Source organism: Rhizobium sp. BK008 (assembly GCF_014197345.1).
Classification (GTDB): Bacteria; Pseudomonadota; Alphaproteobacteria; order Rhizobiales; family Rhizobiaceae; genus Rhizobium; species Rhizobium anhuiense.
Genome location: NZ_JACIFK010000010.1, coordinates 153,245 through 172,447, shown reverse-complemented (window position 1 = coordinate 172,447; position 19,203 = coordinate 153,245). Strand labels below are relative to the sequence as shown.

At 61.6% G+C, this 19,203-nt stretch carries 13 protein-coding genes and 1 tRNA gene; 6 read left to right on the top strand and 8 right to left on the bottom strand.

The annotated features are described in order from the left end of the window. Positions 1 to 67 precede the first annotated feature (67 nt). A complete protein-coding gene (locus FHT69_RS30075) occupies positions 68 to 1,081 on the top strand; it encodes a nucleotidyltransferase and HEPN domain-containing protein (RefSeq protein WP_183906351.1) in 1,014 nt (337 codons plus the stop codon). A gap of 272 nt (positions 1,082 to 1,353) precedes the next feature. On the opposite strand, the gene FHT69_RS30070 is transcribed toward FHT69_RS30075, so the two are convergent. Both FHT69_RS30070 and FHT69_RS30065 read right to left on the bottom strand, forming a co-directional pair. Continuing rightward, positions 1,354 to 1,430 (bottom strand) — tRNA-His (locus FHT69_RS30070). Between the two features lie 131 nt (positions 1,431 to 1,561). Further along, complete coding sequence (locus FHT69_RS30065; RefSeq protein WP_183904514.1) at positions 1,562 to 2,011, bottom strand: phasin; 450 nt, start codon at positions 2,009 to 2,011, stop codon at positions 1,562 to 1,564. A 214-nt stretch (positions 2,012 to 2,225) separates the two neighbouring features. Here FHT69_RS30065 and FHT69_RS30060 point away from each other — a divergent pair, with 214 nt between their 5' ends. Then, the gene (locus FHT69_RS30060; protein ID WP_183904515.1) at positions 2,226 to 6,110 is read left to right on the top strand and encodes an ATP-binding protein; all 3,885 of its coding nucleotides are present in this window, start codon (positions 2,226 to 2,228) and stop codon (positions 6,108 to 6,110) included. A gap of 242 nt (positions 6,111 to 6,352) precedes the next feature. Here the strand turns inward: FHT69_RS30060 and FHT69_RS30055 are convergent, their stop codons facing one another. Further along, complete coding sequence (locus FHT69_RS30055; protein WP_183904516.1) at positions 6,353 to 8,305, bottom strand: acetoacetate--CoA ligase; 1,953 nt, start codon at positions 8,303 to 8,305, stop codon at positions 6,353 to 6,355. Positions 8,306 to 8,513: 208 nt separating this feature from the next. On the opposite strand from FHT69_RS30055, the gene FHT69_RS30050 reads away from it, so the two are divergent. Next, a complete protein-coding gene (locus tag FHT69_RS30050; protein WP_183906350.1) occupies positions 8,514 to 10,406 on the top strand; it encodes an AsmA-like C-terminal region-containing protein in 1,893 nt (630 codons plus the stop codon). 61 nt (positions 10,407 to 10,467) lie between these two features. On the opposite strand, the gene FHT69_RS30045 is transcribed toward FHT69_RS30050, so the two are convergent. The 5 genes from FHT69_RS30045 to FHT69_RS30025 all read right to left on the bottom strand — a co-directional run bounded on the left by FHT69_RS30045 (position 10,468) and on the right by FHT69_RS30025 (position 16,094). Continuing rightward, the gene (locus FHT69_RS30045; RefSeq protein WP_018244860.1) at positions 10,468 to 11,286 is read right to left on the bottom strand and encodes an ABC transporter permease; all 819 of its coding nucleotides are present in this window, start codon (positions 11,284 to 11,286) and stop codon (positions 10,468 to 10,470) included. A gap of 3 nt (positions 11,287 to 11,289) precedes the next feature. Then, positions 11,290 to 12,201: an ABC transporter permease subunit gene (locus FHT69_RS30040; RefSeq protein WP_183906349.1), complete on the bottom strand. Its 912-nt coding sequence runs from the start codon at positions 12,199 to 12,201 to the stop codon at positions 11,290 to 11,292. Positions 12,202 to 12,205: 4 nt separating this feature from the next. After that, on the bottom strand, positions 12,206 to 13,348 hold the full coding sequence (locus FHT69_RS30035) for an ABC transporter ATP-binding protein (protein ID WP_029868002.1): 1,143 nt from the start codon (positions 13,346 to 13,348) through the stop codon (positions 12,206 to 12,208). A 113-nt stretch (positions 13,349 to 13,461) separates the two neighbouring features. Further along, complete coding sequence (locus tag FHT69_RS30030; protein ID WP_029868003.1) at positions 13,462 to 14,559, bottom strand: polyamine ABC transporter substrate-binding protein; 1,098 nt, start codon at positions 14,557 to 14,559, stop codon at positions 13,462 to 13,464. 125 nt (positions 14,560 to 14,684) lie between these two features. Beyond that, positions 14,685 to 16,094: a short-chain fatty acyl-CoA regulator family protein gene (locus FHT69_RS30025; protein ID WP_097544572.1), complete on the bottom strand. Its 1,410-nt coding sequence runs from the start codon at positions 16,092 to 16,094 to the stop codon at positions 14,685 to 14,687. A 188-nt stretch (positions 16,095 to 16,282) separates the two neighbouring features. Between FHT69_RS30025 and aceA the strand changes: the two genes are divergently transcribed. The 3 genes from aceA (at position 16,283) to FHT69_RS30010 (ending at position 19,159) form a co-directional block, all read left to right on the top strand. Continuing rightward, positions 16,283 to 17,572: an isocitrate lyase gene (gene aceA / locus FHT69_RS30020; RefSeq protein WP_168332618.1), complete on the top strand. Its 1,290-nt coding sequence runs from the start codon at positions 16,283 to 16,285 to the stop codon at positions 17,570 to 17,572. A gap of 21 nt (positions 17,573 to 17,593) precedes the next feature. Further along, positions 17,594 to 17,830 (top strand): hypothetical protein, encoded by a 237-nt coding sequence (locus FHT69_RS30015; RefSeq protein ID WP_029868006.1) that lies wholly within the window; start codon positions 17,594 to 17,596, stop codon positions 17,828 to 17,830. 222 nt (positions 17,831 to 18,052) lie between these two features. Next, positions 18,053 to 19,159, top strand: coding sequence for a helix-turn-helix transcriptional regulator (locus tag FHT69_RS30010; protein ID WP_183904517.1), 1,107 nt, complete (start codon positions 18,053 to 18,055; stop codon positions 19,157 to 19,159). Positions 19,160 to 19,203 lie beyond the last annotated feature (44 nt).

The following is a 19,203-nucleotide window of genomic DNA, read 5'->3' as shown; positions in this document are numbered from 1 at the left end:
TTTTTTCTCAATCGCCAACGCGGCTTGGCAACTTGATGGGAGATAAGGGCAAAACGGCAGTTGAGCGGTGCTAAATTTGCCAGTAGACGATATTGGATCTTTCGCCTATCGATTGCTTATGAAATCGTCGCTCGATCATATGCCGCTTCGCAAGCAACGAGAACTCGGCCGGGTCCTTGAAATCCTCCACGAGGAATTCGAGGACGCGCTGAAAGAAGGCACGGCCGATTTCAAGAAGCGCGGCCGGATCCTCAAGATTATCCTGTTCGGCTCGTACGCCAAGGGCGGCTGGGTCGATGAACCCTTCACCATGAAGGGGTATCGCTCCGATTTTGATCTGCTGATCATCGTCAACAATCGCAAACTCTGCGAATTCGCCGAGTACTGGTACAAGGCCGCCGACCGGTTGATCCACGAGGCCTCGATCGAAACGCCGGTGAGCTTCATCGTCCATTCCAGGCGCGAGGTGAATACCCACCTGAAGGAGGGGCAATACTTCTTCTCCGACATTCGCAAGGAAGGCATCGTTCTCTACGAACTGGACGATGAGGCGCTGGCTGAGCCCGAGCCACTTTCGACCGAGGATCAGCTTCGCGTCGCGAAGGAGCATTTTGAGCAAAGGTTTGCCGAAGCCAGCGCCTTTCTGAGAACAGCTGAATTTCAACTCGGCAAGTCGATAAGGACCGGGGACGCCTGGTCAAACCTGTCCGCATTCAGCTTGCATCAAGCACTCGAACAAGCCTATTCCTGTGTTCTGCTCACTCTGACCAATTACGGCCCACCGTCGCATAACATCAAGTTCCTGCGCTCACTCGCAGAAGAGCAGGATCGCCGTCTGGCAGAAGCCTTTCCGCGTGATCAACACAAGGAACGCGCGTGGTTCAATACGTTGAATGAGGCCTATGTTAAGGCGCGCTATTCGAAACATTTCGAAATCAGCGAGGAGGCGCTCGGCTGGCTCGCAGTACAAACTGCGTTACTAATCGAACTGGTCGAGACGGTTTGCAAAGGACACCTGGACATGCTTAACGGAATGCTTGGGAGCGACATAACCAAACGAGATTCGCTGTCATGCGGTTGACCAACTGCGTGATGGAATTCGGCATCTCGGGCACGGACCGGTAACATAATCCACCTACCGGAGCCGGTCGAGGCGATGATCACCTCTGAAAGAAAGCCGCATTGAGTGCCAGAAAGGTCAGTGAAGTGCTGATCAAGCGCTTGGCCAGAGAAATGCGCGTGCCGTCAAACAAAAGACTTTGGGAACGATCGACGGCCCGTTCGGCACGAGGTTGTCACCCATGTGTTAGGTACGTTTTGTTACCTATGTCTCCGGTATGGACAAAGGAAAGATGGTACGGTTGGGGGGTCTCGAACCTCCGACCTCAGGTGCCACAAACCTGCGCTCTAACCAACTGAGCTACAACCGCATAAATCACGCTTGGCGCGACGGGGGTCACATACGAGGACTTGGCGATGAATTCAAGCCCCATTCCTCGTCAATATACAAAAAGGCTGGACGCGAGGTCCAGCCTTTTGTCTGCGATCGGTAAAAGACCGATCAGGCGACCTTGAAGGAAGCCATGGCCTTTTCGGCGGCGTCCTTGGAAGGCTTTGCGAGCTTTTCGGCCACCTGCTTGGTGGTTTCCTGGATCGACTTCGCCTGCTCGATGGTGAGTTCGGCCTGCTTGCGGATGAAGGAGGTCTGCAGTTCGAAGAATTCGGCGGCGGACTTGACGCTGAGCAGCGCTTCGAAGTGCGACAGCGAGTTCTCGGAATTGACGCGCAGGATGTCGATCGCCTTCAGGCCGATCTCAACGCTGCCGGCCTGAGCCGTCTGGACGGTGGCTTCGAGCGTCTTGCCGGCTTCCTCGCCAGCGGTCTTCAGCTTGGCATAGGCATCCTTCGACTGCTGGGCGCCCTTTTCGGCGAAATCACGGAAGGATTCGGCGAACTTGGACGGGTCGAAAGAAGCAATTGAAAAAACGTCATCGGTCTTTATGGTAGCCATGGGTCGCATCCTTTGGGCTGAGGCAGTCGCTGCCTTCGATAGTTGGGATGATGCTTATATAAGACATATCATTGTGCATTGCAACAATTATTGTGCGGTGCACAAGACGTTAACCTTTCCGGCCGAAAACACCCTGCTCTTCTGGACCGGCATGCCACCCGCAGTTATTAATAAGCCGTTAATTTAAGAAGGCCGACAGCGACAAGGTTCGAACATGCCCGCAGTCCAATATCCGTTCATCGATATCGCCGTGCATGCACGGGTGCGGGAACGCTTTTCACGCGGCGAGGCGATGGTGCTGTTTTCGGCCGATCTTGCCCGCCTGCTCTGGGCAAACGGCGCAGGTGCGGAGCTTTTCGGCCATTCGGCGGTCTATGACCTGCTCGACCAGGGCGTCGACCGGGGCGACATTACCTTCCGCCAGCTGGAAACGGCCGCGCGCCAGCTTTCCGATATCGGTGACAACAGAAGCCTGATGATCCGCGTCGCCAAGGGCTTCCAGCGCGCCCAGGTGCAGGCGGCGGCCGAACTGATCCGGCTCTCCTCAGGCGAAAAGGCCATCCTGTTTTCGGTGCCGGTCTCGGCCAAGCCAATGGCGGCCGTCGCCTCGGCGGCGCAGATGCTGCAAGGGCTTGATGATCCCGATACGCATATGGCGGTGATCGGCGCCAATGGCGAAGTCATCGCCGCTTCGCCGGGCTTTGCGTCGCTCGGCATATCAGAGCAGACCGCAAAGACCTTGATCAATCTTGCCGGCGCCCATCCCGACCGGCTGGTGAAGCGTCCCGTCGCCACCACCAGAGGCAATCTTCCGGCCGCCTTCGGCAAGCTCAGCGACGAGCCGGCGCTCCATCTGCTTTTTGCCGTGGAGGCCGCGATCGGCGATCTCGACCCGATCGATGCCCCCGTGCTCGACCCGGTCGATGCGCCCGCGCAGGAGGAAAGCGCGCCGGCCGCCGAACTGCTTCAGGACGAGCCTGCCGTCGCCACCGGCTTCACCGAGATTATTGATGCGGTCTCGGGGATCGAAGAGGTCGAGGAGACGCTCGAGGACATCACCGGCGAAAACGAACAGCCGGCCGAGACGGCAGCCGCATCCGAAGACGAGGCAGTCGAGGAGGCAGGTCTCGCCGGACATGACGAGGTGGAGAGTGACGGCAGTGTGATCGACAGCAGCGCGGATGGGGCCGATAAGCCTGCCGCGACCATCGAGGACGACCTTGCCTCCCTCACCGAGACGGTGGAAACGGCCGTGGCGGAGCCGTCTGCCGAAACCCGCGAAACGCCTATCGAAGATGCGCCGGAAGCGGTTCATGAAGAGTTCGCCATCGCAATGCCTGTGGTCCCCGACGCTGCCCCTGCCCCTGAGCTTGCGGCTGAGCCCGGCTTCGTCTTCAGGCCGAACAGCCGCGCCACGCGCTTCGTCTGGAAGATCGACGCCGATGGCTGCTTCACCGAGGTCAGCCACGAATTTGCCGAGGCCGTCGGTCCACATGCATCCCACATCATCGGTTCGGCCTTCGGCGATGTCGCCGCCCTTTTCAATCTCGATCCGGACGGCAAGCTTTCCGAGGCGCTCGCCCGCCGCGACACATGGTCGGGCAAGACGATCCTCTGGCCGGTCGAAGGCACCAGCCTCGTCGTTCCGGTCGATCTGGCAGCACTGCCGACCTATACCCGCAACCGCGACTTCGACGGCTTTCGCGGCTTCGGCGTCGTCCGGCTTTCGGATGCGCAGGAAGATCCGCTGGCGCTCGGCCTGACGCTTGGCCCCGATGGTATCGGCCATGATGCAGCAAGCCTCGAGCCGGTTGCCGACGTGGCCGATGAAGCGGAAGCCGCGTCCGAGGAGGTCCCGGCCGAAACCATCGTGTCGGAAGAGATCGACGTCCAGGCGTTTGCGGCAGCCGAGCCAGAGACCCCGGAGACCGAAGAGACGGGATCGGAAAAGATCACGGCCGAAGAGGCGATCGCCGTGACGTCAGCGCCGGAGAATACAGCAGAAGAACAGGCGACGGGCGCCGACGAAGGACCTGCCGCCGGGCCGGCAGCGGATCTTTCGGACGAGCCGCCGGCGCTTCGCATTGCCGAGACGCCCAATCGCCGTTTCTCCGATAAGATCGTTCAGCTCCACAATACCAGCGCCGGGCTGACGGCCGCCGAACAGGCGAATTTCCGTGAGATTGCCAAGCGCCTGGAAGCCTTCGGCACGCGCAAGGAAGAGCCCGCCGCTCCAGCGCCGATGGAACCCGCAGCCCCGGCGTCGGCGGCACCTACCGTGACGGCGGCGGTGGAATCCGCCGTCGCGGAAATGGCGAGCTTCGAAGGGGCCTCTGGACATGACGAGTCCGAGGCCGAAACTCCCGGCGACAAGGCTGACATCGCCTCGCCCGAGGACATCGCGCCGCAAGAGGCGATCTTCGAGAATGCCGTCGAGGCCGAGCGCGAAGACGAGGTCGTCGCCGAGGAGCCGGCTGTTATCGCCGAAGACGAGGCGACGGAAGGACTTGAGGAGACGGTCAGCCAGATCGAGGTTCTCACAAGCTTCATCCCGCCGCGCGTCAAGATGACCGACGGGCTTTCGGTGGGAACGGTCGACCAACTGCCTGTCGCCGTGCTCATCCATATCGGCGATGCGCTGATCCATGCCAATCCGGAATTCATGCGACTGACGGGCTATGCTTCGCTCGACGCATTGCGCGAGGTGGGCGGCATCGAGGCCCTGCTGCAGCGCCGCGAACTCGAGGAGAAGGCGGCCGGCTCCAGCACCATGATGCTCGTCAAGGCCGATGACACGCTGGCGCCGGTGACCGCCCGGCTGCAATCGGTGCGCTGGGAAGACGCCAACGCGTTGATGCTGGCGCTGATGCCGGTCGAAGGCAAGGATGACAGCCGCAGTGAAGCAAGCCGTTCCGAGGGCCGCTCCGAGGGCCGTTTCGAAGCCCGTCCCGAGCGGATGGTCGAGAAGGTCGCCAAGCTTCAGGTCGAAGTGGAGGAATTGCGCTCGATCCTGGAAACGGCGACCGACGGCGTCGTCGTCATCGGCACGGAGGGCGACATCCGCTCGATGAACCGGTCGGCGAGCGCGCTTTTCAATTACGACGAGCAGGAGACGCGCGGCAAACCCTTCGTCATGCTGTTTGCCCATGAGAGCCAGAAGGCGGTCCTCGACTATCTGAACGGCCTCTCCGGCCATGGTGTGGCCAGCGTGCTGAACGACGGACGCGAAGTGATCGGCCGCGAGGCGGCCGGCGGCTTCGTGCCGCTGTTCATGACCATGGGCCAGCTCACCTCCTCCAATGGCTACTGCGCCGTCATCCGCGATATCACCCAGTGGAAGCGCACCGAAGACGAGTTGCGCAACGCCAAGGGTGCGGCCGAAACCGCCAACGCCCACAAGACCGATTTCCTCGCCCGCGTCAGCCACGAGATCCGCACGCCGCTCAATGCGATTATCGGCTTTTCCGACATGATGGCGGGCGAGCGCTTCGGGCCGATCGGCCATCCCCGTTATATCGAATATGCCAACGACATCGGCCGCTCCGGCCGGCACGTCCTCGATATCGTCAACGATCTGCTCGACATTTCGAAGATCGAGGCGGGCGAGATGGACCTCGATTTTGCCGCTGTCGGCCTCAACGAGGCGGTTTCCGAAGCTGTGGCACTGGTGCAGCCGCAGGCGAACGGCCAGCGCGTCATCATCCGCACGGCGCTGTCGCATGCGGTGCCCGAAGTCGTGGCGGATCTGCGCTCGATCAAGCAGATCGCACTCAACATCCTGTCGAACGCCATCCGCTTCACCCCGTCGGGCGGGCAGATCGTCGTTTCCACCTCCTACGAGGCCAATGGCAGCGTTGTCTTGAGGGTCCGCGATACCGGCATCGGCATGACGCGCAGTGAACTCGACCAGGCGATGAAGCCGTTCCGGCAGGTCTCCTCGACCCAGTCGCGTCACCGCGGCGACGGCACCGGGCTCGGTCTGCCGCTGACCAAGGCGATGGTCGATGCCAACCGGGCGGTGTTCTCGATCAATTCGGCGCCGAACGAGGGCACCCTCGTCGAGATCACCTTCCCGTCGCAGCGGGTGCTGGCCGGCTGATCAGCGCAAAAGGAAAGCGATCACCATAAAGAAAAGGCAGCCCGGAGGCTGCCTCGAAAATTGGTGCTGTTCAACAAGAGCTCAGTCGATCAACGTCATGTTGTTGTAAGCCCTGGGGCTTCAGGCCGCCTCGTTCATGTGCGACCCCTAAGTTAGCTTTACATTTGACAAACCTTTCTTAACGAAAGGTTTCCATGACAGGCGATTGATGGAGGGTGAAAGCTTGTAGCTTGCGATCGCCATCAATCCTTCAGTTCGCTCAAACCGGCGAAGAGCCGCAGCGCCTCGGGATTGGCGAGCGCTTCCTGGTTTTTGACCGGCCTGTTGTGCACGACCTCGCGCACCGCAAGTTCGACGATCTTGCCGGATTTGGTGCGGGGAATATCGGCAACCGCGATGATCTTTGCCGGCACATGCCGCGGCGAGGCGCCGGTGCGGACCCGCGTCTTGATCGCCTTGACGAGATCCTCGGTCAACGTCACACCGGAAGCAAGGCGCACGAAGAGGATGACGCGCACGTCGTCATCCCACTCCTGGCCGATGCACAGCGCCTCGGCCACCTCCTCCATCTGCTCCACCTGATTGTAGATCTCGGCCGTGCCGATGCGCACGCCGCCGGGATTGAGCGTCGCATCCGAACGGCCGTGGATGATCAGGCCGCCATGCTCCGTCCATTCGGCGAAATCGCCGTGGCACCAGACATTGTCGAACCGGTCAAAATAGGCGGCGCGATACTTGGCGCCATCGGGATCGTTCCAGAACATCACCGGCATCGAAGGGAAGGCCTTGGTGCAGACGAGTTCACCCTTCTCCCCGCGCACCGGCTTGCCGTCATCGTTCCAGACATCGACTGCAAGACCGAGGCCGGCCCCCTGGATCTCGCCGCGCCAGACCGGCTGCAGCGGATTGCCGAGCACGAAGCAGGAGACGATGTCGGTGCCGCCAGAAATCGAGGCGAGCTGGACATCCGCCTTGATGCCCTCATAGACGAAGGTGAACCCCTCAGGCGAGAGCGGCGAGCCGGTGGAGGTCATCAGCCGCAGGCTGGAGAGATCGTGGTTTGCGCGCGGCGTCAGCCCGCCCTTGCGCACCGCATCGATATATTTCGCCGAGGTGCCGAAGATCGCGAATTTTTCGGCCTCGGCATAGTCGAACAGCACGTTGCCATCGGGCGCGAAGGGCGAGCCGTCGAACAGGCAGAGCGTTGCGCCGCTGGCAAGGCCGCTGACCAGCCAGTTCCACATCATCCAGCCGCAGGTGGTGAAGTAGAACAGCTTCTCCCCCGCCTCCAGGCCGCAATGCAGCCGCTGCTCCTTGAGGTGCTGCAGCAGCGTGCCGCCGGCCGAATGCACGATGCATTTCGGCACGCCTGTCGTGCCTGAAGAAAACAGGATGTAGAGCGGATGCGCGAAGGCAAGCGGCGTAAACTCGACCTCCCTTGCCTCATAGGGCGCGACAAAGGCCTCGAGCGTCGAAGCCCCCGGCGTCTTGCCCGCCACCGCCTCCGCATCGCCGGCGTAGTGGACGATGACCGTCGGGACATCCAGGCTTTTGGCAACCGTGGCGACCTTGGCGCCGACATCCTGCAGCTTGCCGGAATACCAATAGGCATCGCAGGCGATGAAGAGCTTGGGGCCGATCTGGCCGAAGCGGTCGAGCACGCCCTGCTCGCCGAAATCGGGAGAGCAGGACGACCATATGGCGCCGATCGAGGCGGCAGCGAGCATGGCGGCGACGGTCTCGGGCATGTTCGGCATCATCGCGGCGATGCGGTCGCCCTTGCCGATGCCGCGGGCCGCGAAGGCCTGCTGCAGCTTCGAGACCAGCGCGCGCAGCCGGTCCCACGACCAGCGATCCTCAGCCTTGTCCTCGCCGCGGAAGATGATGGCCTCGCCTTCACCGCGGCACGACAACAGATTTTCGGCGAAGTTCAGCGTCGCATCGGGAAAGAAGCGGGCCTCCAGCATGCGATCGCCATTGGCAAGCACCTCTGCGCCGCGTTCTCCCTTCACGCCGCAGAAATCCCAGACGGTCGACCAGAAATTCTCCCGCTCGGCCACCGACCATGCATGCAGATCCTCAAAGCCCGAAAGAGAAAGCCCGAAATCGGTATTGCAGCGCTCCATGAAGGCATGGATCGGGCTTCTGGCAACGGCGGCGTCCGAAGGTACCCAAAGTGGTCTGTTATCCTGCATTCAATCCTCCTCCCCAATGCCGTCTTTATATCATGCTGCATTGCATTATAAAGTGCGGAACCGACGCGATCCGTCGCCTATCGCATCGTCTTTTGCGCCTCTTGAAAAGACGCGCGGCATTGCATGGGATTTGCATATGCCCGATATTTCCTATATCGGCCGAAACCAGCGCATAACGGGATGACCGGCTGCATTGCCGGCGGAGATCATGAGCACGTCAAGACATCGCAGGTGGCGCAGGAAGATCGGACCCGTTTCGCGCTGGCTTCCGGCCTTCGCCCGTGTATCGACGGTATTCCTGCTGATTGCGCTGGCGCTTTTCGTGGCGCTGCGGGTCGCCGCCCCCTATCTCATTTCCACCGGCTTCGTGCGCTCCGGCATCGAGGACGCGCTGTCGAAATGGACGGGCTACCATGCCGAGATCAAGGGCAGTCCGGTTCTCGAATTCTGGCCGACGCCGCGCATCACGCTGAACCAGGTCACCATCCGCCAGCCGCGCGAAAGCGGCGACAAGCTGCTCGGCAGCATTGAAAGCCTGTCGGCCGATTTCAGCCTCATCGACGCGCTCCGCGGGCGGACGAGTTTCCACGAATTCCACCTGCTGCGCCCCAGCCTGGCGCTGACGCGCGACGAGAAGGGGCTGATCGACTGGAGTTATGCCGGCCTGCTCGCACGCGCGATCAGCGGCGTGCGCTACGAAAACGGAGCGGAGGTGCTCGATCCCGATCTCGATGCCGAGATCGGCGCGTTGACCGTCGAGGATGGCACGCTTGTGGTCACCGACATCAAGAGCGCCAAGGCCTTTCATTTCGACAGCGTCACCGCAGATATCGCTTGGCCGAGACTGTCCGGCGCGATCTCGGCGGTCATCATCGCCCGCATCAACGGCCAGGACCTGAAGATCGATTTCGCCTCGCGCCAGCCGCTGCTCGCCTTTGCCGGCCGGAATGCCGAGGCACGGACGTCGCTCACGTCAAACCTGCTGACGGCGCATTTCCAGGGCGTTGCCAGCATCGCCAACCTTTCGGCCCTTTCCGGCAATGTCACCGCCAGCATCCCCGATGTGCCGGCCCTTCTGGCATGGTCGGGCGAATCTGTCCCGGGCATCGGGACGCTGAAGAGCGCCTCGCTGGAATCCGACATCATGTCGTCGGGCAGCGGGCTGCGCTTCAACAATCTCAGCCTCTCCCTGAACGAAGCGAGCGCCACCGGGGTGATGGATCTCTTTACCCAGCCCGGCAAACGGCCGAAGATCGGCGGCACGCTCGCTTTCGACCAGATGAACCTCAAGCCCTTCCTCGATGCCTTCGCGCTCAGGCTCGCAGCCGGAGAGGCAGAAGAAATCTCCGCCGGCATCACTGGGCCGCTGCAGATGCTCGATGTCGACGTCAGGCTTTCGGCACGGCGCGCGCAAATGGGTTTCTTCGAGCTTTCCGATGTCGGCGCCAGCATGATCGTGGCCGGCGGCGAGGCGAAATTCGATATTGGCGACAGCCAGTTCGAAGGCGGCGAGATGACCGCGCATCTGGAAGCGACGCAGCGTGACTTCGACGGTGGCGGCAAGTTGCAGCTATCGATCCGCGATGCCGACTTCGCAGCTCTTGCCGAGCGCCTGCAGCTGAAAGGTCCGCTGCCGCTGGCGACAGGATCGCTCGATCTCGACCTCCGGTCGCCGAAGGCGATATGGACGACCGGCCTTGCCGACGTCACCGGCAAGCTGCGCTTCTGGACGAAGCAAGGCACGATCCCCGGCATCGATGCCGCAGCGCTCCGCACGCAGGCAGCCGAAAAGCCGTTCTTTCCGCTGAGCGCGGCGGCAGGCGGCGCCTTCACCTTCAACCAGCTGAACCTGCAGGCCGATTTCGCCAACGGCACCGCCGAGATGCACGACGCCCATATTGCCGGCGCCACGGAGACGCTGACGCTTTCCGGCGTCATTACCTACCAGTCGAACGGGCTGGCGCTTTCCGGATCGCTGGAGGCAACCGATCCGGCCAAGGCGGCAGAGCTGCCGCTTCTGCCGTTCTTCGTCGGCGGTTCATGGCCCAACCCGGTGATCTCGCCAGTGCCGCTTTTCGGCAATACGCCGCACGCGCAATAGAGCATTTCCGTTTTCGTCGAAAAACGGAAGCGCTTCATCTTTTGTTTCATGCAATTTCAGCTCACGCGCCGGCCGCAGCGGCACGCTCATCCCTCTGGCGCTGTGTTTCGCGGCGCTTGGTGATGATCGAGGCGCAGATGACGCCGAAGGCGACGACGCCGATCAGGATCGTGCACACCGCATTGATCTCGGGCGTCACACCGAGGCGGACCTGGCTGTAAATCCTCATCGGCAGCGTGGTGGCGCCCGGCCCCGAGGTGAAGCTCGCAATCACCAGATCGTCGAGTGAGAGGGTGAAGGCAAGGATCCAGCCGGAGAGCACGGCTGGCGCGATGATCGGCAGGGTGATCTCGAAGAAAGTGCGCACCGGCGGCGCGCCGAGATCCTGCGCCGCTTCCTCGATCGAATGATCGAAACTCAGCAGGCGCGACTGGACGACGACGGCGACAAAGCACATGGTCAGCGTCGTATGCGCGAGCGTGATCGTCCAGAAGCCACGGTCGAGACCGATCGCCACAAAGAGCAGCAGCAATGACAGGCCGGTGATGACCTCCGGCATGACGAGCGGTGCATAGACCATGCCCGAAAACAGCATGCGGCCGCGAAAGCGGGTGTAACGCACCAATGTCAGCGCCGCCATCGTGCCGAGGATGGTTGCAAATGTTGCCGACAGCAGTCCGACGCGCAGCGTCACCCAGGCAGCGTCGAGCAAGGCCTGATTGCTCATCAACGAGACATACCATTTCGTCGAGAAGCCGCCCCAGACGGTTACGAGTTTGGATTCGTTGAAGGAGAAAATGACGAGAAGCACGATCGGCAGATAGAGGAAGGCGAAGCCGAGCGTGACGGAGACGATATTGAAACGGGTCCATTTCAGCATGGTTTATTTCCCCCGCTCTTCGGCTTTGGCCTGGACATTCTGGAAGAAGACGATCGGGATGACCAGGATCAGCAACAGGATGGTCGCCACCGCCGAGGAGACCGGCCAGTCGCGATTGGAATTGAACTCGTTCCACAGCGTCTTGCCGATCATCAGCGTCTGCGACCCGCCGAGCAGATCGGGGATGACGAATTCGCCGACGGCGGGGATGAAGACCAGCATGCAGCCGGCCACCACGCCGGGGATCGACAGCGGGAAGGTGACGCGCCAGAAGGCGGTGATCGGCGGGCAGCCGAGATCCTGCGCTGCCTCGATCAGCGTGCCGTCCATCTTCTCGAGCGCCGAATAAAGCGGCAGTAACATGAAGGGGAGATACGAATAGACGATGCCGATATAGACGGCGGTATTGGTGTTGAGGATGATCAGCGGCGCATCGATCAGGTGCAGCGACAGCAGCAGCTGGTTGAACAGGCCCTCCGGCTTGAGGATGGCGATCCAGGCGTAGACGCGGATCAGGAAGCTCGTCCAGAAGGGCAGGATGACAAGCATGACCAGCGTCGGCCGCAGGCCACGTGGCGCCTGCGCCATGCCGTAGGCGATCGGATAGGCGATCAGCAGCGTCAGGAGGGTGGAGATCGCGGCGATCACCACACTCGACACATAGGCGTTGAAATAGAGCGGGTCGTCGGTCAGGTAGGTGTAATTGTCGAAGGAGAATTCGCCGATCTTACTTAAGAGGCCGGCCCAGCCGTCGGCGAAGGAGAAGACAGGCTCATAGGGCGGCATGGCGATCGCCGTCGTCGACATCGAAATGCGGAAGACGATGAAGAAGGGCGCCAGGAAGAAGAGCAGCAGCCAGGCGTAAGGGATGACGATGACGAGGCGATTGTAGAGGCCGGAGGTGAGCTTGCCCATGACGTCAATCCTTCAGCAGGACGCCGGCATTCTCGTCGAAGGAGACCCAGACTTCCTGATCGTAGGTGAAGGGGTCGTCGACGGAGCGCTGCGCATTGAGGGACGAGGCCTTGACGATATTGCCGCTCTGCAATTTCACATGGAAGACGGTCATGTCGCCGAGATAGGCGATATCCCAGAGTTCGCCTTTGGCGGCGTTGACGGACGCGTTGGCGGGAGCCGTGCGCCCGACCCGCATCTTCTCCGGCCGGATGGCGAAGCCGACGGCGCTGCCTGCAGAAGGTGTTTCGGAAGCGGCGACACGCACGCTGAAGCCGCTGTCGACTGATATCTCGACGGTGCCGTTGCCCGATGAGGCGACCTTGCCGTCGAAAATGTTCACGTCGCCGATGAAATCCGCGACGAAACGGCAATTCGGCGCTTCGTAGATCTCGGCCGGCGTCGCCACCTGCACCACCTTGCCGTGGCTCATGACGGCGATACGGTCTGCCATGGTCATCGCCTCTTCCTGGTCGTGGGTGACGACGACGAAGGTAAGTCCAAGATTCTGCTGCAGGTCCATCAGCTCGAACTGGGTTTCCTCGCGCAGCTTCTTGTCGAGCGCGCCGAGCGGTTCGTCGAGCAGCAGCACCTTGGGACGCTTGGCGAGCGAGCGGGCCAGCGCCACGCGCTGGCGCTGGCCACCGGAAAGCTGGTTCGGTTTGCGGGAGGCAAACTGCTCCAGCTTGACGAGCTTCAACATCTGCAAGACGCGGTCAGTCATCTCGTCCTTCGCCATGCCATCCTGTTTCAGGCCGAAGGCGATGTTCTTCTCGACCGTCATGTGCGGGAAAAGCGCATAGGACTGGAACATCATATTGACGGGGCGCCGATAGGGCGGCGTACCGGCCATATCGGTGCCATCGAGGACGATTTCGCCCGAGGTCGGCTGCTCGAAGCCGGCGAGCATGCGCAGAAGCGTCGACTTGCCGCAGCCGGAAGCGCCGAGCAGCGCGAAGAACTCGCGGTGATAAATATCGAGCGACAGGTTATCGACGGCGGTGAAATCACCGAAACGCTTGGTGACGTTCTTGATGGATATGAAGGGCTTGGCGGACGGATCGGTCCAAGGTGCGAACGAGCGGCGAATATTGCCTAGAGACTTCATATTGTTCCCCGAAAATGCATTCTTTGCTTTTATTCTTGGCTTTTGCTCCCGGTTTCACCCGGCCGGGATCGTCAAAAAAAGGCCCGGACGTTTCCGTCCGGGCCGTTATTCTATCATTGGCCGGTGACCACGGTGGTCCATAGCCGCGTCACGATCCGCTGCGTCTTCGGATCGAGCGGCGGAACGGTGAAGAGTTTCGCCATTACCTCCGGCGTCGGGTAGATCGCCGTATCGTCGAGGACCTCCTTGTCGAGGAACTGCTGCGACGCCTTGTTGCCATTGGCGTAGAAGACGAAGTTCGAGGCCTTGGCGATCACTTCCGGCTTCATCATGTAGTTGATGAATTCATGGGCTTCGGCGACATGCGGCGCATCCTTCGGAATGCCGAAGACGTCGAAGAAGATCTGGGCGCCTTGCGACGGGACCGAATAGTCGACCTTCACGCCGGCATTGGCTTCCTTAGCACGGTCGCGGGCCTGGAACATATCGCCGGAATAACCGAGCGCAATGCAGATATCGCCGTTCGCCAGCGCGCTGATATATTCGGAAGAATGGAACTTGCGGACGAACGGGCGGACGGCCGTGAGAACCTCCTGCGCCTTCTTGAGATCGGCGGGATCGGTGCTGTTGGGATTGAGCCCGAGATAGGCGAGCGCCGAAGGCACCACATCGGTCGGGGAATCCAGCATATAGATGCCGCAATCCTTGAGTTTGGCCGCTTTCGCCGGATCGAACAACGCGTCCCAATTGGGCTTCTCGTCGGTGCCGAGGGCGGCTTTGACCTTGTCGACATTATAGCCGATGCCCGTCGTACCCCACATGTAGTCGACGCTGTATTCATTGCCGGGGTCGAAGGACGCCACGCCCTTCATGATGACGTCCCACATGTTGACCAGGTTCGGCAGCTTCGACTTGTCGAGCTTCTGGTAAACGCCGGCGGCGATCTGGCGCTGCATGAAGGATACGGTGGGGACGACGACGTCATAACCCGAACCACCAGCCAAGAGCTTGGTTTCCAGCGTCTCGTTAGAATCGAAAGTGTCGTAGACGACCTTGATGCCGGTTTCCTTGGTGAAATCCTCGAGGATGGAACTGTCGATATAATCCGACCAGTTGTAGACGTTGACCACGCGCTCCTGCGAAAAGGCCGGAGCGGCAGCAAGGAGTGCGGTAACGGCGGCGGCCGTCACGCATAGGATGGTTGACCTCATAACTTCTCCTGTTTGTTCAAAGATTCCGCACCCCCGGACATCTTTTCCCTCTGGTTTTCCACGCAGACTAAGAAGGAATTTCACAGCCCACAAGCGCAAAATCCAGCGCCCTCAACGATTTCACGTCACTGGAAGTCGAAGGCGCTGAGCCCTGCCACCATCTCGTCGAGCCCGAGCGGTCTGGTCACCGGCGGCTCAGCCCGGGAAAGGCAGCCGCGTCGCTCGCAAAGGCGACAGGCCGGACCGATTTCGACCGGATCGAGCGCCATCGCCTGCCCGTAGACCACACCTCCGCCAAGGGCAGCGTCGCAGCCGATCAGGATCGCGGTGCGCCTTAGCCTTTCGCCGAATTCGACACTCGGTCCCTCCAGGGTGCGGGCGACCGTCAAGAAGGATGCGCCATCCGGCATGACCACGGTTTCGGCGAGGATCTGGCCCGGCTGCAGGAAGGCGGCGTGGATATTGAGCTTCGGACAGCCGCCGCCGAACCGGGCCTGCGGAAAGCCCTGGGCGCCCGCCCGGCGCAGCCGGTGGCCTGCGGCATCGATCTCGATCAGGAAGAAGGGAATGGCCGCCGCCCCGGGGCGCTGCAGCATGGCAAGGCGCGCGGCGGCATGACCGAAGGAGACGCCGAAGCGCGCGCGCAGAATATCGATATCGTAACGCGTCGCCTTCGCCGCCGAAAGGAAAGCCTCGTAGGGCATTGCCAGCGCTAAGGCTGCGATGCGGGCAAGCTCGAAGCGGGCGATGCGGCGCGCCTCGGCGGAGGAGAGCGGGATATCGCCGAGCTCGGCATCGATTGCCGGCAGCAGTGCCAGAGTTGCCGCCTCGATTGATATCTCATGCGCCCGGTCAGCCGGCGACAGCCGCTCGGAGATGAAAAGCCGCATCGAATGGCGATCGAAACGGCGGCGCAGATCGGGCATGACGTGGACGGGCAGGACGCGCACCGCGATGCCGCGCTCGGAACGCAACCAATCCTTCAGCCCGGCGGCAAGATCGAGGCCACCGGGGAGCGTTGCGGCAAAGGCTTCTGCCGCCGTCTCGATCCGTCCGAAATAGCCGGACCTGCGCTCCAGCGTCTCGCGCACCTCGTCTAGCGGCAACCGGCCGGTGGCGACCGGCGCATGCCCCTCGGCGGCCATCAGCGCCGTCAGATCGGATAGCCTTGCCGCCTGCTCGCGATAGGCGCGGTAGAGCTTGATCATGCCGCTCGCGGCATTGGGTGCTGCCTCGGCCACCTCCACCAATTCCTGATCACCCGGCAGCTCGCCCGACAGCAGCGGATCGGCAAAAATCTCCTTGAGCTGGTCGAGACTGCCGCCGGTCTGCCCCCGCAATTCCTCCAGATCGACCCTGTAGACGCTTGCAAGCTTGAGAAGGAGTTGCACCGTCAACGGCCGCTGGTTGCGCTCGATCAGGTTCAGGTAGGACGGCGATATTTCCAGCGCCTCGGCCATGGCGGTCTGCGTCAGCGCCAGCGCATTGCGGATGCGCCTGACTTTCGGGCCTGCGAATATCTTCCGTTCCGCCATGTCACACCCTTTGACAAGCTCCAAGCGCTGTATTTACAAAATTTTACAAATTCACAGCGCCAATCTGTCAATCCTCGTCATCTTAACCTCTTTCCGAGCAGGAAATCAAAGGTTTTACTGGTCATGACGGCTGATATTGTCAATCTTGTCATGACCACCCTTTATCGGCTTTTAGTGAGGAGAGCAGCATGACCGATTTTTACAAACTTGTCCCAAACGCATCAGCTAATCGTTTCGACGGCATTGAGAGACCCTACTCGGCCGACGACGTGCAGCGGCTCAGGGGCTCGGTGGCGCTGCGCCATACGCTGGCCGAAATGGGGGCGGACCGGTTGTGGCGGCTCATTCACCAGGAGGATTTCGTCAATGCGCTCGGCGCACTTTCCGGCAATCAGGCCATGCAGATGGTGCGCGCCGGGCTGAAGGCGATCTATCTCTCCGGCTGGCAGGTGGCGGCCGACGCCAATACGGCATCGGCGATGTATCCCGACCAGTCCCTCTATCCGGCCAATGCCGGTCCGGAACTGGCCAAGCGCATCAACCGCACGCTGCAGCGCGCCGATCAGATCGAGACCGCGGAAGGCCAGGGGCTTTCCGTCGAGACCTGGTTCGCGCCGATCGTTGCCGATGCGGAAGCAGGCTTCGGCGGACCGCTCAACGCCTTCGAAATCATGAAGGCCTATATCGAGGCGGGTGCCGCCGGCGTTCACTTCGAGGACCAGCTCGCTTCGGAGAAGAAATGCGGCCATCTCGGCGGCAAGGTGCTGATCCCGACGGCCGCTCATATCCGCAATCTCGATGCCGCTCGGCTTGCCGCCGACGTCATGGGCGTTGCGACGCTGGTCATCGCTCGCACCGACGCGGAGGCGGCAAAGCTGCTGACCTCAGACATCGACGAGCGCGACCAGCCCTTCGTCGACTATGATGCCGGCCGCACGGTGGAAGGTTTCTATCAGGTCAGAAACGGCATCGAGCCCTGCATCGCGCGCGCCGTCGCCTATGCGCCGCATTGCGATCTCATCTGGTGCGAAACCTCGAAGCCGGACCTCGAGCAGGCGCGGCGCTTTGCCGAAGGCGTGCACAAGGTCTACCCCGGCAAGCTGCTCGCCTATAATTGCTCGCCCTCCTTCAACTGGAAGAAGAACCTCGACGAGGCGACGATCGCACGGTTCCAGCGCGAACTCGGCGCAATGGGCTACAAGTTCCAGTTCATCACGCTCGCCGGCTTCCACCAGCTGAACTTCGGCATGTACGAACTGGCGCGCGGCTACCGGCAGCGGCAGATGTCGGCCTATTCCGAACTGCAACAGGCGGAATTCGCCGCCGAGGTCAACGGCTATACCGCCACCAAACATCAGCGCGAGGTCGGCACCGGCTATTTCGACGCCGTGTCGCTCGCCATCACCGGCGGTCGGTCTTCGACAACCGCGATGCACGATTCAACTGAACATGCGCAGTTTAAGCCGGCTGCGGAATAACCCGAAGAGGAGGAGAATATCATGGCATCCATCACACGCGTCCGGGAACGGGCCGAAGAGCAGACGACCAGCATGAGCGAGGATCAGCAGACGACGATCCGCATGCTCGCCAACGACCTGCATCGGCTGAACCAATCGGTCATGAAAGCCGTCGAGGCCGGCGTCTCGGTCGAACTGGTGCGCTCGGCCCGTCATCACGGCGGCGACGGCAACTGGGGCGACCTGCTGATTCCGGTCGTCGTCACCAACCGGCATTGACGAAGACGACCAGCGGCGGGCTGCCGTGTCGGCCCGCATTTCCCAATCGGAGCGCCTGCGCATCGGAGAGACGCGCGGGCGCTCATTCCTTTCGAAAACCCGTCCCGATTTGGGGCTTGGGCGCCGGGTGGCGCGATGCGCCTGCACGCCCTTTACAATTTGATGCAATTGTCACCGCCGCCTGGTCGGGCCATAATGGCGCATCTTCGAACGGAATTGCCCATGCCCGGCGCGCCGCACCCCAAACTCGAAGCCTTGACCGATCTGATCTACGCCGCCCTGTTCGGCGAGACGACATGGCAGACGTTTCTCGACGCTTTGAACGGGACGATGCCGGATGCGAAATCCACGCTGTTCTTCCACGATGCCATCGCCCGCACCGGCGGCCTGTCGCTTGCTTCAGGCATTCAGGATACGGAAGCCGAAGCCTATAACCACTATTATGCGAGGATCAATCCGTGGATGCCCAAGGCCGCTGTCCGGCCGGTCGGCCTCGGCGTCATCGCCGAGCAGATGCTGCCGAGAAGCGATCTCATCAAGACCGAATTCTACAATGACTTCGTCCGCAGCATCGGCTGCGAAAGCAGTGTCGGCGTCACCATCATGCGGGAGAATGGTCGCTCCTTCAATTTGTCGACGCTGACCTCTTCGGCCGATCCCGACAACAACCGGGTGAATGCCGACCTGCTGAGCGATCTCGCCCCGCATCTCAGACGCGCCTTCGATTTCATACGACGCGATCGCCGCGATCCCGAGAATGATGAAAACGGGCTGGCGCTCTTCGATGCGATCGGCGCCGGCGTCGTCTATCTCGGCGAGAACCAGCAGATCCGTTCGCTCAACAGGGTGGCGGAGCGGATGCTCGCCGAGGGCAACTGCATCGGCACCGGCCCATCCGGACACCTCGTCATCCATGATCCGGCGCTGGGCGCCCGGCTCGATATGCTGAGCCGTCATCATCATTCAGCCGTAAGCCCGCCACCATCGACGACGCTCGTCAAGACGAAAGCCGGCAGCGTCAGATGTACGCTCGTCAGGCTGCAATCGGATTTCATCACCGCCTTCCTGGAAGGTCCGACGATCGCACTGATCATCGAGCGCACAGGCATGGCGCTGAGGAGCGATATCAACGAGGCGCTAGCGCGCAGCAACCAGTTGACGGCGGCCGAGATGCGGATCGCCTCCGCGATTGCCGACGGGCTTTCACTGCGTGAAGCCGCCACGACGCATGATGTCAGCTATGAGACGGCCCGCTCGCATCTCAAGAGCATCTATTCCAAGCTCGGGGTGAACAGCCAGGTGGCGCTGGTGCGCCGGTTGATGCCGTAGCTTTTCGCTCGAGCGCGTCGCGATCGTTCAGATGCGCTTGCCAC